Genomic DNA, 23,847 nt, shown 5'->3' with positions numbered 1-23,847 from the left:
TTGATAACCACCTCACCAAATTTGCCCATCGAATTTTTTGGCGAGCTTATTCGCTGCCAACACTAAAACAAATCCGATGACCGCTTTAAATAATCCCACAGCAGTAGCCAAGCCAATCTTAAGTCGCTCGAGCCCTTCACGGTATACCCATGTGTCGATAATGTCGATCTTCTCCTGATTAAAGCTGTTGGCAAACATGAATATTTGGTCAAAACCAGCATCCAGAATATGGCTTAATTTAAGGATCAGCATCAGAATCATCACGCCTCGAATGCCGGGAAGTGTTACATGCCATAGCTGTCTCCACTTGGAAGCGCCATCAATTCTAGCCGCTTCATATAAGCTTGGATCGATTCCTGCTAATGCTGCAAGGTACAATATCGCTCCCCATCCAATATCCTTCCATATTTCAGATAAGATGATCAGCAGTCTGCCCCAGGCAGGTTCCGTTAGGAATGAGATGGGTTCAACTCCAGTTTCCTTCAAGATCATGTTAAAAAGACCATCCCCTGGGGCTAATAATGCCACCATCATTCCATAAACAATGACCCATGATAGAAAGTGGGGTAAATAAGTGATCGTTTGTACGATTTTCTTAAACCATTGGGTATAAACTTCATTGAGCAGCAAAGCAAGTATGATAGGAGCTGAGAAACCGAACAACAGCTTATACAGGGATATGATAATCGTATTTCTCATGATGTCCCAGAAATAAACGCCGTTCATAAAATCTGTGAAATTTCTAAATCCCACCCATGGGCTATCCCATAGTCCCAAAGCTAGGTTATAGTTTTTAAAGGCAATAATGATTCCCGCCATAGGAATGTATTTGAATACGGCAAAGTAAACTAATGCCGGGAACAAGAGAGCGTACATCACTTTATACTTTTTTATCGTCCTTATCCATGAGTTCCGCTTTTTGGGGAGGGGAATGGCGTCCGCTGCCAATTTTGCTTGCATATCATCACCTCGTCTTTATTTGTATTTGTATAATAGCATCCCCCTACTGGATAAATTTCTGTAATTTCAAGAATTTCTTATAAGATATTAAGTAAGTACAGCCCTGGATAATTCCAATGCAATAGGCATGATTGTCTTGATTTAAAGCTGTACAATAACTCTGGCTCGAAAGTTTGAGTATAGACCAAATACAATCCTGAGGACCCAAACAAAAAAAGCCCTAGAAAAAATTGGGCTTAATTTAATGAGTCATGTTTTTTATATAATGCATCCACGTATTTTATTTTCCATTACTAAAAACTACATTCATGAGCAAAAAAAGGTATCCTCCATCGTGGAAGGGTTACCTTTTACTTCTCCAATGTTCCATCTGCAACGATTGTTCCATGCTTAATAATTACCACATCATCAACCCTCGCTGCATGCTCTTCCATTAGATGAATGGGATAAATCAATAATGCTTATGACTGGGCTAAAATTCCTTTAACAAACAATGAGACACTATGCTTGTAGAACTCTTCCTCGGTGACGAATTGGGATTGATATTGCCGGTGAATCAGCTCGCTCATCTGAAATCCGTAGCACATCGAGAGAAAAGACATTGCGACAAGACGCTCATCCTGTCTGGCGATAACTTTTTTCTTCTGCAATCGTTCAAAATATTCAACCAGCAAGGAGTGAAGCTTCGCCGGCGGATCCGCGAGCACTCTGTCTAATTCGGGAAGCATTCCTTTGTCGCGGATGCCAATCAAAATGATGTCCGCATTTTTATGGAAAAACAAACGGTACTGCTGACTTACATTCAGCAGATCGACTTCCGGATTATCGGTCGCTTCCTCTTTTAACAGCTTCTCAAATTGCGGAATATCCGAATGTCTTTCAATGATGGCTTCCAATATGCCTTGCTTGCTTCCAAATTGCCGAAAAATCGTAGATTCATTGACTTTAGCTTCCGTTGCAATGGCTTTGGTGCTTACTCCCCGATAGCCATTCTTTTTGATGAGCTGTGTCGCGGCTTCAATGATTCTGTCTGAAGTTTGCATTGTAGTTCTCCTTTTGCATATGTTAATCCTATTCTACTACAAGTTCTGCATATGCAGCAGGGTCGGGGTTCATCATTTTGATAAACGTTTTTTAAGGCAAATCGCTTCTTTTTTCCCAGCGGCTTGGTTCCGTAATCTTGACATGATCAGGCACCAATTGCGTGAGCGTGCCTAATTTATCAAATGTAATCTGGATTCGGTCAGAGGGCAACAGCCATTCTTCGGTCTCGATTGCGCAGCAATCCGGTATCGTCCCCATTCCAATAATCGTGCCCGGGAGCGGCGTGAAAACTTTGAGAACCTCCTCCATCACTTTTGCAGGGTGTGCAGAATACTCGGATGTGCTCCCCTTCCAGTGCAGTCTCTCCCCGATGCATACATTCACATCCAGTACCAGCGGATTGTCGATTTCATCCGGCGTAACCAGAAATGGCCCTATGCCTTTGCTGCGATCAAAATCTTTGCAGCGCGTCGGTCCGGTCAGCCCCTGGAAATCCGGCCATTGCACATCGCGGACAGTACTGTCATTAAAAATAACATAACCTGCAATGCAGTTCTCCATCCCTGTAACAAAGGCCAGCTCCGGCTCAATATCCAGGTAGGAAGAGTACGAAGGCCAATGAATCGTATCTCCATCGCCAATTAATGCATTATGGTTACATTTGTAATAACTGAAAGTTACTTTATTCGGATCTTGCTGGAATTTTTCAGCGATTTTTTGTTTAAGCTCTTCTCTTTCCGGCCCTGTATATTCTCTTTGCAGCAGATTTACGCCAGCATTTCTCAGATGTCTTGGCGTCAGCCCGAAATCGATAAGCGCAGCCGGATTTGGAACTGGCGGCAGCAGTTTTACCGCTACAATCGGGCAGATTTCATTTTCATTAAATTGATGCGACTGTTCGACAGCATATTGCATCAACTCCTTAGCGGCATCATAACTTGCCGGCAAATAATGAAGATAGCTGTCCATACTTTCAAGACTGTCAACGAATGTTCCCTGCTTTTTCATGATTGCGGTAAAAGACACGACAAATTTCTCGTTAATTACAAGCCCAAACAAAGGTTCCTGGGATATTTTGGTTTGAAAGGTTACTAGCTTCATGTTGCAGCGCCTCCATACATGTAGTGTGATGTTGTTCTGTTACTATCATATCGTACAGCATAAATGCATGCAAGTACATGCTTGCATTTATGTTTTCCGTTCTCTATAATAAAGCCATAGTCAGTATGCCTTATCCTAAAAACATATACGTAAAGGAGAATTTTTATGAAGTATGGACGTATTATCCAAAAACCTCGCGTTAAATTTTTTGAAGTCGCAGATGGCGTCTTTGCTGGTATTTCGCCGTATCGCGGGATCAGTTGGGCCAATGCCGGATTCATCAACAAGGGTGACGGGTTGGTGTATGACACGTTTTTCGATTTGTTCCATGCGCGGGAAATGCGGGAGGCTTTTATGGAAGTAAGCAATGGCGGCTCTCCCGCATATGTGGTGAACTCGCACTATAACAGCGACCATGCCTGGGGAAACAAAGTGTTTGAAGATGCTTGTATTATTATGCACAAGGAAGCCTCCAGAGAGCGTCTCACCGAAAATATCGCTTGGATGGACAGCGTCATCAGAAGAGGAAAAAATTCTTCGGAATCGACTCCGGGCGAACGGTTTTTTGCAGCGGAATTTGAAGGATTTGACCTGGAAGGCGTAGAATGGGTGCTCCCGAATATTGAGATAAAGGACGATATCAACATCCGTCTTGGTGATACAGAAGTTATGATTCACAACGTAGCTCCAGCCCACTCTGATAGTGACTTACTGTTGTGGATGCCAAAAGAAAAAGTGCTGTTCGCTGGCGATGTCGTGTTTAACGGATGTACGGCATACAGCGAAGAGGGAACCCTCAATTGGGTTAAAGTGCTTGATCGCATTATTGATGAAATTAAACCCGAAATCGTTGTTCCAGGGCATGGCGCCATTTGCGGCTTGGATTTCGTGAAGGAGCAGAGAGACTACCTCTTGAACCTGATCAGCGAGTTCAACAAGCATTACAATGACGAAATCGATTCCTTGTCCCTGACCAAGCAAATGGATATTTCCCGCTTCCTTCATTGGATTCAGCCAGAACGCTTGTATGTTACAGTGGATATCCTATTGAAAAGCAAACGAGGGTTACCACCCCATCCAGTTTGGAATGAGGTGCCTGCTAAGCTGGAAGACATGAAAGCTTTTTTGGCTGGAAAATATGACAATCAGATCAAGCCATGGGACCCTATGAGTGTTTGGCAAGAATAGCAATTTACAGCTAACCTATGAAAAACAAAAAAACGGCCCTGTCGCAAATGATGCGAACAGCGGCCGTTCTTTTGCATTGTTCCACGGAATTAAAATCGGTGCTTAGAAACGATTATGATAAAAAATGAAGAAGGACTATGGTTTACTAGAGGGGAATCCCCCCAATTGGATGGGAGAAGATTCCCGTTGTTTTTAATATTTATTATTCCAAATAGCCTTTTGCAATTTTCATCAAAGTTTCTTTGCTTACTTTATTTATGTCTCCACGTAAAGTATAGGCGTATTTCACCTTTTTGTCTGGGCTCTCGTATACCCATTTCAGCTCGTGCGTCTGCGAAGGAGCAAATTCTGTATGCAGCATTTCTACTCCCTTCACTTGAACCTTCTCCTGCTTAAATTCAACCTTCTCGTCAATATACATTGTAGGATCGCTCTTTCCACTCAGATTAGTGATATTAACCCCGATTTTATCTTCGCCATTTTGATACGTAGCAAAGAGAAGGAAAAACTGATCTGTCATTTCAACCGGCATCATGGCATATCCCTGATTGGATTCTTCCGCCTGCCTTCTCAGCTTTTCTGCCATTTTCTTTTTTTCTTCCGAAGAAGGAGGATTCACTTCCTGAGCATTTTTAAAGATTACGTCCGCCTTTTGGAATGTATAATTTCCATTGACTTTGTCTGCGATCTTAATGGATTTATCCGTAATCTTATCTCTCAATTGAGAAAGATCTTGGAAGATAGTCACCTTCGTTCCAAGAATTGTTTCATGATTCGGATTATTGGCAACCATATAGAACAGCCCAGCTTCCCCGTTCTTTAGCACCTTATCCTTAAGTTCATAAAATGCCTTGTAACGCTCTATCTCATCTTTCGATTCTGTTTTTCCGTAATCTTTCGTCGATTTAGTCTCATATACGACTTCGCCATCCTTATTCGTCAAAGAATGATATTGAACTGCCGCATAACCTGTGGAGGCCATTAACATCATCCCTACACACGCAGTCAAAACAACTTTATATTTCATAAAAAACCTCTCCTTTTCTTTTGGCTTAGCATGTAATATTCTCATTACTTTTCCTGTCAAGTCGGCGTCGGGAATGCTCGGGTCATCAAACAGTCTTTTCAAATCCCGATCCCTGTCCATATTCATACACTCCCACTCCCTTCACTTGAGCATAATACTTTCGAAATTTTGCAGATGCACGTTCGTACTTTTTACGAAGGCTGGCACTGTTTTTGCCGAGAATCAATCCGATCTCCTGGTAGCTTTTATCCTCGACACAACGTAAGATTAACAAATTACGCTCTTCCGCCGATAATTTTGCCATGGCCTGATGTACGGATTCATCAAAATAGTTGGCTTCAATATGCAAATCGACTTCATTATTTTCTTTCTCATCTTGGTAAAAGAAAGGCAAATATTTCGCCAACTTTCGCTTACGGATGATGTCGATACATTGATGGTAGGCAATCTTGTATACCCAGGCGCCAAAATCCATCTGATATTGGGTATATTTTTTCAAGGTGCTGAAGGTCTTCAAAAATACCTCCTGTGCGTTTTCCTCGGCTTCGGCATAATTGCCCAGCATGTGATAACAGTAGAGAAAAATCGGTTTTTGATAAATCTCCATGATTTTCTCGAATTGTTCTGTGTTCCCATCCAACACATCTACAATGATCTGATTTAACTCCGTATCATTCAAGCTGTCTCCCCCCCTTTCACTCTATACAACGAAGAGCTCAACCTAAAATGTGACTGCAATAAAAATCTCAAGAATAAATCTTCTTTATTAACCCCTCGTTTTTTAGCATCTCCCCTGGCACATATTGCTTTTCAAACTTTAATATTAATAAACATAACAAAGAAGCCCTTCTTGTGAGGGCTTTCTTTGTTTTTCTTACTCAAATATCAGGAGCCTATGAATAATTATTGAGGTTGAAAATCTGAGAACCCTGAGATTAGTACCCTCAACCCCTTGCTGACGCTATCGACCTTCCATACACCATTCGTAAATACGAGAGTGATCGTACGATCCTCGGCATATTGATCTTCTCCTGTTAGACCATTTGCCAATATAACCGATTGCGCAAGCGTGGCTAAAGTCTTGTTAATGTATACTGGCGACGAGGCAGGCGATTCATAGGTACTAGCTGTATTCAAGCCTTTATTTTGAACGATAGACTTAATTAATTTATCGGTAAAGTACGGTTTGAAGTAGGAACTAATATTTTTATTTGAAGAGATATCAGCTGCTTGATTTAATTTATCGGAGAGTTGTTTTAACCGTGGATCCATAATTTTCTGCTTATCAGAGATTTGAATAGGTTGTTGCTCCATGTTGACTACGAGTTCCTTACCCCCCAATGTTATGGTCGCCTGCTTAGACTGTTGGTTCCATAAGACATTTGCACCTAGCGATTGACCGACAAAGCGTAGCGGAACATAGGTTGTTCCTTTAATGACCTGCGTGGCAGTATCTATATCAATATATTCCCGGTGCGGAATATCCGGGTTATCTGTAGTCGGTGGTGATTCAATAATTGCGCGTTTGAAATTTGCAGCAAGCCAGAGGGTCGAGTCTCCATTTTTAATCTTTACTTCTTTCTCCGTTTGAAACCATTCCACACTTGCGCCTAAATTTTCTGAAACAGCTCGTAACGGAATGAGAACTCGACCGTTGTTAATTTGGCCGTTATTTATGATCGTAGGTTTGGATGTATCCGCTGCAAAGCTATGCACCGGTATTACTGGAAGCACAAGTAAAGCTGAGGCAAATAAGGAAATCATCAATTTTTTCTTCATAATAAAACCTCCCATAATAGATTTATCTTAATAATAGAAGTTTTCCTTTCTTATTTTGTTTGAGTTGTTTGAATACCCAAATTGTTATAAGTTTATCCAATATTTATACACTATTACATGCAACGAATCTAGAGAAACTTCCATACTATTAATGAGCTGTAGCGTAAGCGATGCTGTATCTCAGAATCGCGTCCGTAGAAACATCAACAAATTGCCGAAAGCTTTAAGCGCTTTATTTGACTTGAAAGATTTAAGTACATCCAATGCGCTAGTTGAGAAGCACTGTCCGGGCCGGCGTTCGAGAATAAACCTGTTCATCAAGTCCTGCCGATCAATCTTTAAGTTCACATGACCACTCCGTTATATGACGAGTGTTTTCAAAATTTCAATACCAAATTCATCGCTGCATATTCTGCTTTCTCCAGGCCTTCGGTGTCACCCCTATCATTTTTTTAAATACTGTAGCAAAATGCTGACTTGTCTTAAATCCAAGTTCCATGGCAATATCCGTGATGGACATCTTCGATTCCTTCAGCATCTGGCTTGCACAATCTATACGAACTCGTTCCATATACACTATAGGCGATTGTCCATTCGTCTCTCGGAACACACGATAGAAATGCGATTCACTCAACCCGAACTCCTTTGCAAGCTGTTCAATTGAATAACGAGCAGATGGATTCTGCTGAAGTCTGTCCTTCAGCTGCTGCGTGTAGGTATGCATGTTTGGGGAATGCACAACAAGCTGCGAATGATGAAATAGATGCAGCAAAATTTCCATGACATAATGCCGAAGTTGAAATTCCAGCAGTACCGTACTCTGGTTCTGTAGAAGCTGCTTCAATTGTTTGAAATAGACGACAACGTCCTTGCTGACCAATTGAATGCGTGGACAGTTCTGCATCCAATTAACGAAGATCTGACGCTCCTCCTCTTGAAGCCCGAACCATTCCTTGTTTCGGGCTGGGTCGCGAATAATCATCCACCAAATGGTGGATGGACCAATATAATCAAATTTGGCACGGTGCCGCTCCCCCGGACTTGTATGTATAACTTGCTGGGCATTCGTATGGTATGTTTCGTCTCCGATCTCCCAGTCGACAGCCCCCTGATCAACATAGACGAATTCGTATGCATCCTCATGCACATGATTCGTTAAAGGCATCGCTTTGCTAAAATGGTCATACCCCATTAACAATAAATCCTTTACTCGAGCCGAGTTGCCATTCTCTCCCTCTATGACATATACCCACCGTTCATTTTTGATATGATTCGCCACAATCTATACTCCACCTCTGCATGATTTGTTTCTGATCCTATTCAATATAAATCGAAAAGTCAAATGAGATAAATTGCTATACACTGAAATCGTGATTATGAGGAAGGAGCGATGAACTTGAATCAGAGCGCAACACACATTCACGTTATATTCAAAACACACTTGGATATTGGCTACACGGATTTCGCGAAAAATGTGACGGACCGATATATGGGGCAACTTTTTCCAAGTGCGATTCAAACAGCGAAATATTTTGCCGAGAACCCGGAGAAAGGTTCCTTTATCTGGACAACGGGCTCATGGTTAATCCATCATCTATTAAAGCACGGTTCCGACGAAGTAAGACAACAAGTCGAAGAAGCGATTGCAAAGGATTATTTAAGATGGCATGGTCTTCCTTTCACCACATATACCGAGTTATATGATCGCGAATTGCTTGACTATGGCATTCAAATGGCGACGCGATTTGGCAAGCGTACGATCGCAGCCAAAATGACGGACGTTCCCGGTCATACACGCTCGTTAATCACGCATATGGCAAAGGCTGGTCTAAAGTATTTGCACTTAGGCGTTAACCCTTCCAGCTATGTTCCTCACGTTCCTGAAATGTTCTTATGGCGAAATACGGACGGATCTGAAATTGTTGTCCACTACAGCAAAGATTACGGCACAACCTTTGACATCGAAAGTTTGAACGATATCCTTTACTTCGCGCATACCCATGATAATCATGGCCCTTCTACGGTGCAGCAGATTGAAGCTGAGTTCGCCAAGCTGCGAGAAGCTTATCCGCAGGCAGTGATATAAGCTTCCACATTAGACCAGTATGCCGAAAAGGTATGGGCTATTCGTAATACCTTAACTGTCGTAGAAGAAGAAATCGGCGACAGCTGGATTCACGGTTCTTCCACCGACCCTTACAAATTAGCATGTTACCGAGAATTGCTACGCTTGAAGAGTAAGTGGCTGCAAGAAGGGGCGTTAACAGACAGCGATGAAGAATATCGCAATTTCTGTGATGAGTTAATTATGATTCCTGAGCATACGTGGGGTGTAGATATCAAAAGATATCTTGCAGATTATATCCACTATGGTAAAGATGACTTCCAAGAAGCGCGCAAACGCGATAAGGTCGATATCAACTTAAACCCGCTGGAATATCGGTTCTACGAAATGAACTCCCGCGCTGAAATGATTGAAATGTTTGGTGAGGAAGCCGATGCCAAGCTGAATGCACGTTCCTTTAGTCTTATAGAGAAGTCTTGGCAGGAACAGCGTGAATACTTGAAACAAGCAATCCAAGCACTTCAACCTGAACGACAAGAGAAAGCCGAAGTTGCCCTGCTCGCGTTGAAACCATCTCGTAGCACTCTAACGGATGCAACTATCTTATCAAGTGACCAGCCTTATGTATTAGGAGATTTTGAGGTTGTGTTTGAGGATAGTGGCGCAATTGTCGGACTGAAAGATGCTCGCGGTCGGGCATGGGCCGGTCCAAAAAATCAAATTGGTTTATTCTCCTACGAAACTTATTCGCAGGCCGATTATGACCGATGGTATCGTGAATATCATCTCAGATGGAGACATACGCATGTGTGGGCAACCGGAGATTTTGGGAAACCAGGGATGGACTTAACCCACGAGTGGATAGCACATGAAGTTATGACACCAAGGCTTCAGTCTTTGCAGGCTGTCTTTTGTGAAGAGCAAGATGTCGTGCTTGCAAACCTACGTATGCCGAGAGCGGCATGTGAGCGTATGGGCGCTCCACGGGAATTAACGCTTGAGTATGTCTTTAAAAAACATACGCATACAGTGGAATGCAAGCTGCAGTGGTTTGACAAAGATGCCTATCGCCTTCCTGAAGCTTCTTGGATGAGCTTTAATCCGATCGTGAACAATCCAAATCAATGGAAGCTGGACAAAATCGGACAACTCATCTCACCTTTGGATGTCGTTCAAGGTGGAAATCTCAACATGCATGCGGTTCAGCAAGGGATGTACTATGCAGCAGCAGATGGAAAAGTGCAAATCGATACGTTGGATGCTGCACTTATCTGTCCTGAAAGCCACGCTTGCTTCAGTTTGATCATACTTTTGCTCCGCTTACCGGAGGTATGCATGTGAATTTGCATAACAATGTATGGGGAACGAACTTCCAAGCATGGTATGAAGAAGATGCTTTGTTCCGCTTCAAGCTGTATTTTCAATCTCATATATAATTTCCCTTCGTTTATATCTCGATTCGATAATCCTGTAATTCCGAAAGGAGAACTACGATGAATCAGCACAAACCTTGGACAATTTACGTCATTCAACATTCCCATACCGATGTCGGCTATACCGAGCGTCAAGAAAAAATTCGTCAATATCATGTCAATTATATTCGGCAGGCTCTGCAAATTGTACGTGATATTGAGAGCGGCGCCAGACCTGACTTAAAAGGCTATAAGTGGGTATGTGAAACCTATTGGCCTGTTGAATCCTTCCTATTGAAAGCCACAGACATAGAAAAAGAAGAACTCGCTCATGCGGTGAAGAAAGGTTATATCGGTCTCTCCGGCACCTATCTCAATTTCGGTGAGCAATTAAATCAAGAGATACTCTCTATCATGATTAAGCGGATAACAGATTATGGACAATCGATTCAATTCCCGGTACGTTCTGCGATGACGGCAGACATTACAGGCTTTGGTTGGGGATACAGTCAAGTGCTGGCGGATGCAGGTATCGAGAATTTGATTACATGTATTCATACGCATCATTCCATGTTTCCACTGTGGAAGAAGCAGATTCCGTTCTGGTGGGAAACGCCGAAAGGAGATCGTATTCTCACCTGGAGCGGTGAGCATTACATGTTCGGCAATGATCTTGGATTGACCCCAGGCATTGGCGGATCTTATACGATTCGCGATGATCATGATGTCCGAAACGGTGTATCCTTTGTAGTGGCCGAAGCACGTTTTGATCGTTATTTACAGCAATTGGTTGCTGATGGTTACACGTTCCCGTTCGTACCGGTGATGGTGTCCGGACTTCCTACCGACAACGGCTCGCCGAACGCAGCGTTGATGGATTTTGTGAATCCATGGAATGAGAAGCATGGCGAACGCATCCGGATTCAACCGGCGACCTTGGACGATTTCTTTGCAGATTTGAGAGCTTATGCAGAGGAGCATCCCGAGGAAATCGAGACCTTCCGTGGGGACTGGCCAGATTGGTGGACAGATGGCTCGGCGACGACGCCGATGCATGTACAGATTTTCCGTGAAGCACAACGTGTCTATACAAAGGTGAAGCTTTTAGATCCCGCATGCGAGATCGTCTCCAAAGAACGTCTTGAAGCAATGGAATATGAGCTAGCGCTATTCGCTGAGCATACATGGGGTTATCATTCCTCGGTCACCGAACCTTGGAATCCGTTCGTTCAAGAGCTTGGCTGCAGGAAAGAAGCCTATGCGGCCAATGCCAGCTCACTCGCTCATACCGCTTTATACGACATCCTTGAGGCTCGCGGTGACGCTTTGCTTCGTCCTAATTGTCCAATGAAATTTGAGTTATATAATCCTAATGATTTTGCGCAAACTGATTATGCTGAACTCATTATGGAAGGCTGGAATATATCGGAATTGAAGAACGGTTTTGAAGTCATGGATGAATCGACGGGCACTGAATATGAGGTGCAAATGGTTACAGGGCACCGCGGTGTCATCCTTACCATTCCGGTAACGCTTCAGCCAAAGCAGCAGGTACAATTGACGATCAAGTCTCTTATCAATCACAAACCTGTAACTGCGTATCGAACAGATTATGTAGGCTCGGATCGTATGTTGGATATCATCCCGCCAGTCGCACCGAAGCTTCACGTTACGCCGAAATATATGGAATCGCAATACGTAAGACTTGAATGGGAGATCGGTGCTGGCATCACGAAATGGATCGACAAGACCGTGAATCAGAACCTGCTTCGTGCAGATCGGAATCACCATGCATTTTCTCCTGTTTATAATGTGACTCGGGCAGCTAACGAATTTGGTATGTATGATGTTCGGCGCAAGATGGGACGCAATCGTAGAGGCCCTGATGCAATTACTTCTGTGGGAACACTGGTTAATGTTGATATTGTTGAAAAAGGCGCACTATACGCTAAAGTTCGTCTGACATACAGCGTCAATGGCTGCAGTCATTATTCCTTACTTGTCACCTTATACAGTGATCGTGCGCGAATTGATGTTGCCGTACGCATGCATAAGGAAAGTGTATGGGACCCAGAAAATCTATACATTTCTCTTCCGTTCGGAAGTGCTCCCTCTTCACCGCAGCAAGAACTATGGATTGAAAAAACCGGTGCGTCAGTACGACCGCGTATCGACCAACTCCCGGGTTCCCTTGCCGATTTCTACTGTGTTGATGAGGGTGTGGCCTATATCAGTGAAGGACGAGGGATTGCGATTGCCATGCCGGACACGCCGCTGATTCAAATCGGTTCATTAGACTATGAGGATCGTCTTCTGAGCGGCCATCCGGAGCTTGCCCATGATCCAGCCCACCTGTACTCATGGCCCATGAATAATTATTGGGAGACAAACTTTAAGGCGACACTGGGAGGATTCTATGAATTCCGATATTATGTTACTTGGGGTGAGGAACTTCATACCCCAGAATCTGCAATGAAGGCGTGCAGGAGCATGAACGCGGGTATCCTGTCTTGGAGAACAAATTTATAAGCAATAATCATTGAAAATAATCTCCCTACAAGATGTCTCTTCTCCCTTAACATAGTAAACTAAAAAGTTGATCTGCAAAATAGATCAACTTTTTAGTGTCACGTAAATTGAGGGCTTCTCCGAGATTAAACCTCCCCATCGTTCAACATGCCATCATTAATGGATATAATGGATATTTTACTGTTTAATTTTATATATTTCTTCTTCCAGACGTTCCAATTTACGTGTGCTAATACAAATTGAGCCGGTTTAGCGTTTTTCTCTGAAGCGATTTTTATTACCAGTTTTTGAAGAACTGCTCATCGTTTAAGACAAACGTGGATTATAGTCTAGGCGAGAATCGCAAAACAGGCTAAAGAACTGCTCCCGATATTACACCGGAAGTTATTCTTTAGCCTGTTGCTTGGTAAGATTGATCGAATGCTCAGAGGAGCTCTTGCTTTTTTTACACTCCAACTTCTCCGATCATTTGCTGTTCGATTTGTTTCATCTCATAAAAATAGCCTTTTTGCCCCATCAACTCCGAATAGGACCCCGTTTCGACTACCCTGCCTTGGTCCATGACCACAATCTGGTCCATCTCTTCCAATCCGGTTAGCCGATGACAAATCAGGAGAAGCGTATCATTAGCCGCCTGTGCGTAGAGATGCTTCAAAACATGATGCTCTGTCACATAATCCAGCGATGAAGTGGGTTCGTCCAGAAGCCATACCCGTCCTTTGCGGAGCATCGCTCGCGCCAGAGCCAACCTCTGCTTCTCGCCGTCTGACAGATTCTCCCCTTTTTCATACACCATATCGGTCAACGATGTATCGGGCAGCTGCATTTTTGCTAGCACATCCAACAATTGTTCGTCTGCATGTTCTTCTCCATTCAGCAGCAGGTTGTCCCGGATCGTTCCCCGGAAGAAATGACTTTGCTGAAACACTACAGTAGCCGTTTGCCAAATGCTCGTTTCATCCAGTTCCTTCACCGAAATGCCGTTTAACCGTATATCACCGGCCGTTGGTGTTCGCAGCTTGAGCAGCAATTCGATAATCGTTGATTTTCCTGATCCACTCGGCCCGACAATCGCCGTTTTGGAACCAGGTAAAATCTGCAGGGATACATCCCTGAGCGCCGGTCTCCATTCCCCTTCATATTGAAACGTAACATCGGATAGCTCCATCGTAACGGCATGATCAACAGACAATGTGCCACTTGGCTGCGAAGACTGCTCATCAAAGGTCTGAACTGTTTCCGTCAGTCGTTTGGCTGCGTGTTCGCTATCCTCTTTATACGCGGGTAATGTGGCCATAGCCGCCGCTTCTTCAAATACGGTTTGTGATGCCATAACCAGCATGGCAAGAAATACGCCTGCAAGCGCTCCTTCCATAATTAAATAGGCGCCAAGCGTAAGCACTCCCCAGGAAACGAAAAACGTAACAAAAGTGTGCATCGATTGCCCGCGCAGCAGTTGCCCGGCTGCTCGTTGCTGCTCAGCTGCCAATACAGTGGAAGCATGCTGGAGATGTTCCTCCCGCTGTGCCAATTGACCATATACTTTTAAATCCCGGAAACCGTACAACACTTCGGTAACTTCCGTGGACAGCTGCGCCCTCTGCTCACGAACGCGTCCATGTATTCTCCGCTGCCCGAGTAACACAATTCCCGGTACAACGAATGCCGTTACCAGCATACCTATTACAAACAAAACGGCAATCCAGATCGAAAAGGTAGAAGTAAACAGCACCGTAGCCAAAAACACCATGACGACCATGATCGGAGGATAAGCGACTCGCAAAAAATAATTTTGCAAACTTTCCACATCCCCAACGATCCGCGCAAGCAGATCCCCGCTTCGATTTTTGTTCAATATACCAGGCGTTAAAGGAATAAGCTTGGCAAAAAAGGATGTACGTAAACGGCTAAGCATGGAGAATGTCGCCCGGTGAGAATACAAGCGTTCTCCATAACGACTCGCCGCCCGAAGCAGACCCAGCAGTTTGACCATGGAGGTGAGTACAATTAAAGTATAAAGCGGTGGCGCAAATACCGTTTGCGAAATCAGATATCCGCTCGCAGAAAAGAGTGCCACACCGGCTATGCCGGCGATAAATCCACCCAAAATCGAAAGAATGATATCCTTGCGCTCCTGAATCATCGCCTTTGACAGAACAGCCAGTTCATTCATGAGGATATCCCCCCTTTCCGCTCTACATCAATCATCTCGGCATACTGAGGCAGGCGCTCCAGAAGCTCGTCATGTCGTCCCGAGTCCACCAACACTCCATTGTCCATAAACAAAATCTTGTCGGCTTGTTGAATCGTATATAATCGGTGAGCTACCGTAATCATTGTAGCCGTTTTTGCCAGTTTGGCTATGGAGCGTTGCAGTACCCGCTCGGTGTGCAAATCCAGTCCAACTGTGGGTTCATCAAACAAAATGATAGCAGGACGCTTCAAAAAAGCGCGTGCTAAGGCAAGCCGTTGCTTTTCCCCACCAGACAGTCCCCGGCCTCCTTCACCAACAAAGGTATCAAATCCATGCTCTAATTGGGCTGTAAGCGCAGCGAGTCCTGCTTCTTCCCCCGCCCGCTCAATTTCTGCTCTGGAGATGCTCCCACGAGCACCAATCGCAATATTTTCAGAAAATGTGCCTGCAAAAATATACGGATGCTGTGTAATGTAGCTAACATGTTCGAACCATTCGGTTTCATCGTATTGCGAGAGTGGACTTCCATTCACCAGAAGCGTTCCCGATTCTGGTTTCAGCAGACCGGCAATGAGATGTAGCAAAGTCGTTTTGCCGGAACCGCTTTTGCCAACAATGGCAATGTGTTCTCCTGGACTAAGCTGGATCCGCCCCGTCTTAAGCTCGAAAGAATCTGGAGCATACTGAAACCGGAGTTGGTCAATTACGATGGACGGCGGTATTAAAAGGTCTCCAGAATGGGTGAGTTCCAATTTGCTTATTCTGTCGGTCCTATCACCGACCTTATCCATGCTGTCGATCTCGTCGATTCCATCGGTTGTTAATGCTCCTTCAATGCCATTAGCGTCCCTGCTCCCCCCTGCCGTTTCCTCAAGCATCTGTTCCACCTTACGAACCGCACCCATACTTGTCCGGCCACTGTGAAAGGCCGTTCCCGTATTCTTTAACAGGTTGTAAAACTCGGGAACGAGCAGCAAAACGAGAAAGGCGGTGTGGAACGTCATAGCTTTGAAAACGAGCAACTGGATGGCCAGTTCAAGAGCGACAATGCCAATGCTAAGCATTACGATCGATTCCAGCATGAAGGTATTCGTAAACGCAATCTTCAAAATGCCCATTGTGGCATCACGATAACCCAAGCTACTGCGCTCGATCTCCTGTTGCTGACGGTAAGCCCGTCCAAATATTTTCAATGTCACCAGTCCTTGAAGAGAATCCAGAAACGTCCCTGAGAACTCAGCCAGTTGCGCATATTTTTCTTCGGATTTGTTCTTCGTTTTCAGCCCTACCAAAATCATGAATAGCGGGATGAACGGAGCAGTAAACAATAGAATGAAACCTGTGTTGGCATGTTGGATAAATGTAACGACCAAAATCAGAACCGGGATGATAGCAGCTTCCATCATACGCGGCATGTATTGACTGAAATAACTATCGGCCTCATCCACAGCATCCAGAGCAATACTGACCTTTCCTCCCGTCTGTCCACGAAGGGTTGAAGGCATGGAGGCATGAGTCAAGTTTTGCAGCACGGCAGCGCGCATATTTGTCTTAGCAGTGGCAGCCATATGTAAGCCAACTATACCGTTTCCATAAGACAACAGTGTGCGTACAGCCATAACAGTTAGAAGTATGCCGAGCAACAGGATAACCGATGAAAATGAAGCTTTCTCGACAAAAATCCGTTGGACTGCTTCAGCAAGCAGTCCAGCCTGACTCACAATAGCTATACCGAGCGCGAGCGAAATGATTGCGAGGAGAGCCCTGTTTTTCCTTTGTGAAGACATTTGTTGAGAAATCAGACTGGATTTCCTCTTCACAGATCACACCTCCCTTATCTATAGGCTTGTAGGGAAACCTCAAACATGCCGTAATGGATTAAACAGCTTTATTTTTTCCCTTTTACATAATCCGCATCAAACAGGAAGAGTTTGAAGACCAGAATAAGGGATGGGATCAACAGGCATAGACCGCCGATAAACACAATTACTAACGCTAAACCCATTGCCGGTGAAGTTGCACTGCTCTGAATCGTGATATACGGATCAAGAATATAAGGGTATTGCCCAATCCCATAAGCGAAAAAGGCACAGAAAAACTGCAACATGACGCATATTAAAGCTAATCCGTAACGGCGTCCGTTATATAACAGCCACATCGCGATCATAAAGAAAGCAACGGAAAGTGCCAGCAACCACCATAAATCCATCATATTTTGAAAATGGCGCTCATTGTGTTGACCCAAATAGATAAATGCTGTCAGTGCGAGGATTATCGTCGGTGTGCTCCAAAACAGGGCGTAGTTGCGCATCAGCTTCAACGCGGAATGATCCTCCGCCCGAGAAGCGTAAAATGTCAGAAATGAGCCGCTAATGAACAAAACGGACACGATTGCCAGTCCAACGATACTCCACGATAACGGATTGGTAAACAGCGCCCAGTAATCCAGAGAAACCGTCTCCCCCTGCTTCACGATAAAGCCGCCTTCAGACAAAGTTAGCGCCACTGACAACGATGCTGGAATAAGCAAACCTGTAGCTCCGTACAAAAAAAGATATACTATGTTTTTCTTGGAACCGTAATTTTCAAAAGCATAGAATGAACCGCGAATCGCAAGAAGAATCACTGCAATGCTTCCCGGAACAAGTAACGCGGAGCCATAATAATAGGCTGTGTCCGGAAAAAATCCGACGATGCCAATATAGAAAAAGATAAAAAATACATTTGTAATCTCCCATACGGGTGATAAATATCGGGAAATCAGACGATTAATGAGATGATCCTGCTTCGTTAAACGTGCATAAAAGGCGAAGAAGCCCGCTCCGAAATCAATGGAAGCTATAATTAAATAGCCGTACAAAAACAGCCAGAGCACCGAGATGCCAATCAATTCGTAACTCATCATTCAGTGCCCCCCTTTTCCGCAGATTGATTAGGATGATCCTTCATCCATTTCTCCATCTCAGCTTCTGCCGGATTATTGTTGAACAAGCGTCTTAGCACGATTACACACATACTGCCGAGTACGATGTACAAGAGCAATAAGGCGAAGAATATAATTCTTACATTCGGTGAAGACGTGGCCGCCTCCTCAACACGCATATATCCACGGATAATCCACGGCTGTCGGCCAACCTCTGCATAAAACCATCCCAGCTCAACAGCCAGAAAAGCGAGAGGGGCGCTCAGTGCGATGATGCGAAGCATCCATTTGTTAAGCTCATTACGCTTTTTCCAGAACACAAACAGAAAATATAGAAACGAAATCGCGAGCAGAGTAAATCCGATTCCGACCATTAAATCAAACAGATAATGAACGAGAAGCGGTGGCCATTCTTCCTTGGGGAATTCCTCGAGCCCCGTCACCTCTGCATTAAAGTCTCCAAAGGCCAGGAAGCTGAGCAGCTTCGGCAGATGAAGAGCCCCTAGAACTTTATGCTCTGCATTCAGCCATCCCAATAGCACCAAATCCACACTGCTGCTCGTCTCAAAATGCCACTCTGCCGCTGCAAGCTTCTCTGGCTGATGCTCGGCCAAAAACTTGGCGGACACATCACCGGCTAACGTGTTCAGCAAACCGAATAGTAAAACGACTGCCATCATTAGATTTAAAGATTTTTTGTGGTATGCGGACACACCTTTTCTCAGCATCGCGAAGGCTGCAATCCCGGCTAACAAGGCAGCTCCAGTCAAATAGGCCGAGCTTAATACATGGAACACTTTGGAGAACGTCGCCGTATTCAGCATCGCTTGCACCGGGTTAATCGCTGTGAATTGGCCTGCTTCCATGACAAAGCCCTCAGGCTGGTTCATGAATCCGTTCACCGTCGTAATAAAAACGGCAGACATGCCTGCCCCGGCGACAATCGGTATCGTCAGCAGCCAATGGATATACGGATTTTTGAAGCGATCCCACGTATACAAATAAATGCCCAAGAAGATAGCTTCAAAAAAGAACGCGAACACCTCCATGAATAACGGAAGTGCAATGACATTCCCAGCCAGTTTCATAAAATTCGGCCATACCAGGGCCAGCTGTAGTGAAATCGCTGTACCGGTCACGACACCAACCGCCACAGAAATGACAAATCCTCGAGACCACCGCTTTGCCATAAGTGTATAATGGGGGTCCTTCTTCCGAATCCCGATAAACTCTGCTATAGCGATCATTAGCGGTATACCGACGCCAATCGTCGCAAAAATAACGTGGAACCCGAGAGTCAAGCCTGTCACCAGCCTGCTCCATAGCACCGTATCAATTGCCATTCTTTAATGCTCCCTTCAAAACACTGTTCATTTTTCTATGATTAGGCCTGCTAACTGTTGGCTGCATTCAATATCAGGTTTAGCAAGGTTCAGCGACATCGTTGCCTGTTCGTTTTAGTATGACGTTCATCGTTCTTTGCTATGTAAAAAGAGAAAAAATTCACAAAGCAAGAGTTGGCGAGCCCGATTTACCTGATACTGAGCAGTCAAAATTATAATGTGACCTAATGATTAAAATCATCTTATCTTAAATTGCAAGTAATTCAATCACAGATATCTCTTAATCCCTAAACGTTCAAGAAAGGGTCAAATCTTTCTGACAACTCAGTGAATAACACAAAAAGTACCCGAAGGAGCTATTGATTGATTAGTGCATATGTGATGTCACAAGTTCCCTCCTACTTCGATGCTGGCAAAAAAACGATATTTTCTCATTTTGAGCCGTAATATATCCCCTTTTTTGCAACAAAAAAACACTGACTCAAATCATCAGTGTTTTTTGAATTAAAGCTAATTTCATCTTTGTCATGACAAATCTTGAACTGCTACTATCATTTAGTACGACCGTAGAAAAAAGAATACCCATCTGATTTCCCAAGCTTAGTCGTCTCCGTTCCGTCCACTTGCTTGACCGCTTTCAGCAACGATACAATTTGCGTATGCATTAGCTTTGCATCAAATTTGTCCATCTCTCTGTTGTCACTATCCACGAGCAGATAGTCGGGCATTGGAATGAAACCAATCACCGGTATCCCTGCTTCAAATAAGGGCTGACTCTCTCCAAACTCAAACTTGTTATGTCCACGCAATAATACAGTACGTGTGCTATCTGTCTTTTCAATAGCCTTCAGCCAAATGCCTGCCATCATTTCATTGCCTGCATAGGTATATTCTGTACTTATTTGTCCAGTTGGACCATAATGACCCGTATCATCGTCCTTCCACTCCATGCTACCTAAATGCTCGACCGTAATTCCAGCTACAGCTTTTAAATGGCCATTCTTGCCATCCCACAGCTCTCGATGCCCCTCCATCCAGGTGGAAGTTGCCTGAGAGGACCCTTTGAACTCCGGTAATCTAAAATGCCCTGTCACAAAAGCAAATATCATCGTACGTTCCGGCTGCTCCTGCTGTAAGTAACGAATCATAGACAGCATGCCCACAGCGCCATTCTCCTCCACCACATTTATCCCATCCGTATGAGTATTTACGATAATTGCTTCGTCTTTATTCTTACCGTCAATTTTCACATAAAAGGATTCTGTTGGGGCATCTTTTTGTATTTCCGCTTCTAAAATAACCGTACCTTCTTTATGCTCCTGAGCTGCGCTGATCACCTTTTTCCCTTCCGTTTCATTAACCCAAATCGCAGGGATTCCAGCATAATCGGTGGTAAAAGGCACATATTGCTCTTCAACCTTATCGTCAGATACCCCTTTCCAGACTAAAACAACAGCTTTTACGCCCTTTTCTTTCGCTTGCTCCAATTTAGCTTCTTTTAAAGCTGTAGTGAGGACCAGATCGCCTTCATTTGGGGCAATTTGGTTGTCCATTGGTGATGAATCCCGCATATTCATAACGATCCCACTTGGAAAATTTCTGAAATTCTCAATTTCAATGACAGCAATTTTTCCGCTGGCCTGGCCATATTCACCACGCTTCGTATACACCAGCTCCCCAGTTACACCTTTTTCGTCAGTTTCCCCGGAATAGGGAAAAGCTGAAGAGACATGAATTTCTTGCTGATCAATCATTAAAGTACTGTTCTTTTCTTCCCATCGGTCAAAAGTATAGCGATCACGATAAACTTGCAGCCCCATATCCGATACCTGCTGCTTCAGCCAAGCAATAAACTGATTGTGACCCTCAGAGCCGGTTGTACGGCTTCCAAAAGAATTCATTACTTCAATATCTTTGAGCATCACTGCTGCAGAATCCAATTTGCGTTCATCGATCGTCACTGTCGTATCAGCAGCTAATGCTACAGGTGTTGTAATAGGTTTTGCATAGATTCCAATACCCCAAAGTGCAGTAACGATAAGTGCAGCAATGCTGAATAACACTTTACGAACCACTAGAAACGGAGTAACTCTTCTGCTTACCTTTTGCCCCAAGAGTCCTCTCCATATGCCCGCTATGATCAGCAAGAGGATAGAAAGCGCAAGCAGCCAAAAATTTCTTGTGATTAAAAATAACCCTTCTGCCACCATCGCACTAATAAATACTACATGTAACTTCTCACGCTTCTTTAATAGTAAAAAAGAGATGCCTAATTCTGCTAACAAAAAGATAATGGTCATGATCGAGATTACCGTTTCTTTGCCAATGAATACCGTAGCACATAGTGCTAGGATCAAAAGCAGCACCACTGACAATCGTCTATATAAGATTTCTAACATGACGCCCTCCCATTTTAACTAACGATTATTTTGACATTACATTTGTAATGCCTTATGGTTTTAGCATATTGAAAATACTCATGAAAAACAATGAAACGAACATCAGAATGTACAAATGGAGGGGAAATGTCATCTCAAATCATGAATTATACAGTCCAAATACCTCTAAGCATCGTTCCAATAAAGAAACCAACCGTTTGACAAGAGAAGCCATCTGTACGGCATTAGTCTTCTTGATCCAGGAACAGCCTTTTGACAAAATCACCATCACCGATATTGTGAAGCGCGCAGGGGTTTCTCGAACAGCCTATTACAACAACTATTCCTCCAAGCAAGAGATCCTGGTGGATTTGGTCGATTCGCTTATTTTCGAAATTAATCAAAGACTCTTACCTTACACCAATGAATTAACAGGCAAAGCTAAAGAACCTCAAAAATTTATCAAAGTGCTTTTTGAAGTTATTTTTCAGCAGCGGAACATCTACAAAGCACTTCAGAGTGCAAAGTTTGATCATGTAATTCTGGATTGCTTGAATGAAATGATGCTTTCTACTGCTCATGACAAAAGCGACGAGAATGTGTACCGAATATACTTTAAAGCGGGGGCCCTCTATAATGTTCTCCTTAAATGGATACAATCAGACTTTGCAAAATCCATAGACGAAATGACCAAAATTTGTCTTGAGGTATACCATACTCCAATGTCCCAGGAATAAGGTTTAAAAATCGTGTTTATAAATGAAAAAACAAAGAAACCACGGAACCAAGTTCGGCTCCGCAGTTTAATTATCAACCCTACTATTGAATTTGAATTTGTTTCATGTACTCTTTGAATGCCTCAGCGATTTCTTTGTATTTTGTATGATGCAGATAGTGGGACCCCTCCATTGGGATCATTTTGCCCTGTGCGGATTGTTTGACTTGCTCCTCATGCAGCGGAATCCACTGTTTATTGTGCTCGTTATTCGATTGAACGAAGAGAAGCAGCGGCAAGTCATTTGGCATTGTGATTTTTTCTCCATTTTTGAAATTGGAACCGAGGTGGCCCAGTTCATTCATCAACGTTGGATTGGTCGCGACTTGATTCGAAATCAAACGCATCTGTTCTTTGGTATGCTCATCGAACGCAAGCGATTCATAGGGATCTCCGCTCACTTTTTGGACCAATCTCATTAGACCTGATTTTTGAAGAAATTTCATGGCGTTCAAAGGTAATTTGACATCCATTCCGGGTTGATTGGGAACGCTGCTATCGATGCCGACAAAAGCAAGAACTTCATCCGGATATGTGTTCACATAGGTCGCTCCGTAAAGTCCCGCGATGGAATGTCCCATTAGAATGTAACGGTCTAAACCCAGTTGCTGCACTGCTTCGTGAACCTCACTTACTATATTCTCAGTCGTTCTCTCCTTCTCGGTTTCATCGCTCAAACCATAACCGAAAGGCTCGACCACCACGACTTTATAATTAGGGGTAATTTCATCGATCAGCAATTTGAAATCAAGTGCAGGCGTCGGGGTTCCTTGTCCCGGTAGGAGTACAACAGTTTGTTCTCCACTGCCTTGAATAAGCACATTCATCTTTTTCCCATCCACATTGACATACTGGCCATACGATTCGATTTTCTTTTTCTCTACCCCGTCGCTGATTGCATCAACGATAAAAACGATGCCCATGAACAGCACGAGCGCCCCTACAATACCTCCGATTATTTTTAACCATAGGTTCCGTTTCTTGTGGCTCTTAGTCCCTGTTGTTTTTATTTCCACCTTATTTGCCACGTTCATCTCTTCCCTTCCTTGTCCCTGTATCTGAAGTGCCGCCTTGACGACATATTCAAAGTGTAATCAATCAAGATGTACTCTTCGTGACGACAATATGA

The 23,847-nt window shown here is 43.8% G+C and carries 19 protein-coding genes; 6 read left to right on the top strand and 13 right to left on the bottom strand.

Translation table 11 applies throughout. The features are described 5' to 3' along the window. Window positions 1-12: 12 nt before the first annotated feature. The gene (locus MHH46_RS16460; RefSeq protein ID WP_036677080.1) at window positions 13-960 is read right to left on the bottom strand and encodes a sugar ABC transporter permease; all 948 of its coding nucleotides are present in this window, start codon (window positions 958-960) and stop codon (window positions 13-15) included. 265 nt (window positions 961-1,225) lie between these two features. On the opposite strand from MHH46_RS16460, the gene MHH46_RS16455 reads away from it, so the two are divergent. Beyond that, entirely contained in the window at window positions 1,226-1,354 is a 129-nt protein-coding gene (locus tag MHH46_RS16455) for a hypothetical protein (protein WP_405132498.1), read from the top strand. Window positions 1,355-1,421: 67 nt separating this feature from the next. Here the strand turns inward: MHH46_RS16455 and MHH46_RS16450 are convergent, their stop codons facing one another. Both MHH46_RS16450 and MHH46_RS16445 read right to left on the bottom strand, forming a co-directional pair. Continuing rightward, window positions 1,422-2,003 (bottom strand): TetR/AcrR family transcriptional regulator, encoded by a 582-nt coding sequence (locus MHH46_RS16450; RefSeq protein WP_076126541.1) that lies wholly within the window; start codon window positions 2,001-2,003, stop codon window positions 1,422-1,424. 91 nt (window positions 2,004-2,094) lie between these two features. Next, entirely contained in the window at window positions 2,095-3,105 is a 1,011-nt protein-coding gene (locus MHH46_RS16445) for a fumarylacetoacetate hydrolase family protein (RefSeq protein ID WP_076190276.1), read from the bottom strand. 165 nt (window positions 3,106-3,270) lie between these two features. On the opposite strand from MHH46_RS16445, the gene MHH46_RS16440 reads away from it, so the two are divergent. Continuing rightward, window positions 3,271-4,293: an MBL fold metallo-hydrolase gene (locus MHH46_RS16440; protein ID WP_076190277.1), complete on the top strand. Its 1,023-nt coding sequence runs from the start codon at window positions 3,271-3,273 to the stop codon at window positions 4,291-4,293. Between the two features lie 202 nt (window positions 4,294-4,495). On the opposite strand, the gene MHH46_RS16435 is transcribed toward MHH46_RS16440, so the two are convergent. The 4 genes from MHH46_RS16435 to MHH46_RS16420 all read right to left on the bottom strand — a co-directional run bounded on the left by MHH46_RS16435 (window position 4,496) and on the right by MHH46_RS16420 (window position 8,378). Continuing rightward, window positions 4,496-5,320, bottom strand: coding sequence for a hypothetical protein (locus tag MHH46_RS16435; RefSeq protein ID WP_076190278.1), 825 nt, complete (start codon window positions 5,318-5,320; stop codon window positions 4,496-4,498). 85 nt (window positions 5,321-5,405) lie between these two features. After that, window positions 5,406-5,999, bottom strand: coding sequence for an RNA polymerase sigma factor (locus MHH46_RS16430; protein ID WP_076190279.1), 594 nt, complete (start codon window positions 5,997-5,999; stop codon window positions 5,406-5,408). Window positions 6,000-6,223: 224 nt separating this feature from the next. Then, the gene (locus MHH46_RS16425) at window positions 6,224-7,099 is read right to left on the bottom strand and encodes a stalk domain-containing protein (RefSeq protein ID WP_076190280.1); all 876 of its coding nucleotides are present in this window, start codon (window positions 7,097-7,099) and stop codon (window positions 6,224-6,226) included. Between the two features lie 397 nt (window positions 7,100-7,496). Next, complete coding sequence (locus MHH46_RS16420) at window positions 7,497-8,378, bottom strand: AraC family transcriptional regulator (RefSeq protein ID WP_076126531.1); 882 nt, start codon at window positions 8,376-8,378, stop codon at window positions 7,497-7,499. 117 nt (window positions 8,379-8,495) lie between these two features. On the opposite strand from MHH46_RS16420, the gene MHH46_RS16415 reads away from it, so the two are divergent. The 3 genes from MHH46_RS16415 (at window position 8,496) to MHH46_RS16405 (ending at window position 13,105) form a co-directional block, all read left to right on the top strand. Continuing rightward, the gene (locus MHH46_RS16415) at window positions 8,496-9,185 is read left to right on the top strand and encodes a hypothetical protein (RefSeq protein ID WP_179086260.1); all 690 of its coding nucleotides are present in this window, start codon (window positions 8,496-8,498) and stop codon (window positions 9,183-9,185) included. Between the two features lie 39 nt (window positions 9,186-9,224). Continuing rightward, the gene (locus tag MHH46_RS16410) at window positions 9,225-10,505 is read left to right on the top strand and encodes a DUF5054 domain-containing protein (RefSeq protein WP_081387760.1); all 1,281 of its coding nucleotides are present in this window, start codon (window positions 9,225-9,227) and stop codon (window positions 10,503-10,505) included. A 152-nt stretch (window positions 10,506-10,657) separates the two neighbouring features. After that, the gene (locus MHH46_RS16405) at window positions 10,658-13,105 is read left to right on the top strand and encodes a hypothetical protein (protein WP_076190281.1); all 2,448 of its coding nucleotides are present in this window, start codon (window positions 10,658-10,660) and stop codon (window positions 13,103-13,105) included. Between the two features lie 445 nt (window positions 13,106-13,550). On the opposite strand, the gene cydC is transcribed toward MHH46_RS16405, so the two are convergent. The 5 genes from cydC to MHH46_RS16380 form a co-directional block, all read right to left on the bottom strand. Beyond that, window positions 13,551-15,278, bottom strand: coding sequence for a thiol reductant ABC exporter subunit CydC (gene cydC / locus MHH46_RS16400; protein ID WP_076190282.1), 1,728 nt, complete (start codon window positions 15,276-15,278; stop codon window positions 13,551-13,553). After that, window positions 15,275-17,119, bottom strand: a complete 1,845-nt coding sequence (gene cydD / locus MHH46_RS16395; protein WP_076190283.1) for a thiol reductant ABC exporter subunit CydD — start codon at window positions 17,117-17,119, stop codon at window positions 15,275-15,277. Before cydD ends, cydC begins: the two co-directional genes overlap by 4 nt. 68 nt (window positions 17,120-17,187) lie before the next feature. Then, window positions 17,188-18,204, bottom strand: a complete 1,017-nt coding sequence (locus MHH46_RS16390) for a cytochrome d ubiquinol oxidase subunit II (protein ID WP_076190284.1) — start codon at window positions 18,202-18,204, stop codon at window positions 17,188-17,190. Then, window positions 18,201-19,565, bottom strand: coding sequence for a cytochrome ubiquinol oxidase subunit I (locus MHH46_RS16385; protein ID WP_076190285.1), 1,365 nt, complete (start codon window positions 19,563-19,565; stop codon window positions 18,201-18,203). Before MHH46_RS16385 ends, MHH46_RS16390 begins: the two co-directional genes overlap by 4 nt. Window positions 19,566-20,116: 551 nt before the next feature. Beyond that, on the bottom strand, window positions 20,117-21,964 hold the full coding sequence (locus MHH46_RS16380; protein ID WP_076190286.1) for a hypothetical protein: 1,848 nt from the start codon (window positions 21,962-21,964) through the stop codon (window positions 20,117-20,119). Between the two features lie 80 nt (window positions 21,965-22,044). On the opposite strand from MHH46_RS16380, the gene MHH46_RS16375 reads away from it, so the two are divergent. After that, a complete protein-coding gene (locus tag MHH46_RS16375) occupies window positions 22,045-22,680 on the top strand; it encodes a TetR/AcrR family transcriptional regulator (RefSeq protein ID WP_218642199.1) in 636 nt (211 codons plus the stop codon). A gap of 82 nt (window positions 22,681-22,762) precedes the next feature. Here the strand turns inward: MHH46_RS16375 and MHH46_RS16370 are convergent, their stop codons facing one another. Continuing rightward, a complete protein-coding gene (locus MHH46_RS16370) occupies window positions 22,763-23,752 on the bottom strand; it encodes an alpha/beta fold hydrolase (RefSeq protein WP_076190287.1) in 990 nt (329 codons plus the stop codon). Window positions 23,753-23,847: the final 95 nt, after the last annotated feature.

It is taken from the genome of Paenibacillus sp. FSL H8-0175 (assembly GCF_045040615.1).
Taxonomy (GTDB): domain Bacteria; phylum Bacillota; class Bacilli; order Paenibacillales; family Paenibacillaceae; genus Paenibacillus_AQ; species Paenibacillus_AQ odorifer.
This window is presented reverse-complemented; position numbering and strand designations above follow the sequence as displayed.

What these genes read in the sequence shown, in the direction of transcription:
- MHH46_RS16380 (WP_076190286.1), bottom strand. Translation starts at nt 21,964, where the DNA reads ATGTTAGAAATCTTATATAGACGATTGTCAGTGGTGCTGCTTTTGATC.
- MHH46_RS16425 (WP_076190280.1), bottom strand. Translation starts at nt 7,099, where the DNA reads ATGAAGAAAAAATTGATGATTTCCTTATTTGCCTCAGCTTTACTTGTG.
- MHH46_RS16460 (WP_036677080.1), bottom strand. Translation starts at nt 960, where the DNA reads ATGCAAGCAAAATTGGCAGCGGACGCCATTCCCCTCCCCAAAAAGCGG.
- MHH46_RS16370 (WP_076190287.1), bottom strand. Translation starts at nt 23,752, where the DNA reads ATGAACGTGGCAAATAAGGTGGAAATAAAAACAACAGGGACTAAGAGC.
- MHH46_RS16450 (WP_076126541.1), bottom strand. Translation starts at nt 2,003, where the DNA reads ATGCAAACTTCAGACAGAATCATTGAAGCCGCGACACAGCTCATCAAA.
- MHH46_RS16385 (WP_076190285.1), bottom strand. Translation starts at nt 19,565, where the DNA reads ATGGCAATTGATACGGTGCTATGGAGCAGGCTGGTGACAGGCTTGACT.
- MHH46_RS16440 (WP_076190277.1), top strand. Translation starts at nt 3,271, where the DNA reads ATGAAGTATGGACGTATTATCCAAAAACCTCGCGTTAAATTTTTTGAA.
- MHH46_RS16435 (WP_076190278.1), bottom strand. Translation starts at nt 5,320, where the DNA reads ATGAAATATAAAGTTGTTTTGACTGCGTGTGTAGGGATGATGTTAATG.
- MHH46_RS16405 (WP_076190281.1), top strand. Translation starts at nt 10,658, where the DNA reads ATGAATCAGCACAAACCTTGGACAATTTACGTCATTCAACATTCCCAT.
- cydC (WP_076190282.1), bottom strand. Translation starts at nt 15,278, where the DNA reads ATGAATGAACTGGCTGTTCTGTCAAAGGCGATGATTCAGGAGCGCAAG.
- MHH46_RS16390 (WP_076190284.1), bottom strand. Translation starts at nt 18,204, where the DNA reads ATGATGAGTTACGAATTGATTGGCATCTCGGTGCTCTGGCTGTTTTTG.
- MHH46_RS16375 (WP_218642199.1), top strand. Translation starts at nt 22,045, where the DNA reads ATGAAAAACAATGAAACGAACATCAGAATGTACAAATGGAGGGGAAAT.
- MHH46_RS16445 (WP_076190276.1), bottom strand. Translation starts at nt 3,105, where the DNA reads ATGAAGCTAGTAACCTTTCAAACCAAAATATCCCAGGAACCTTTGTTT.
- MHH46_RS16455 (WP_405132498.1), top strand. Translation starts at nt 1,226, where the DNA reads ATGCATCCACGTATTTTATTTTCCATTACTAAAAACTACATTCATGAG.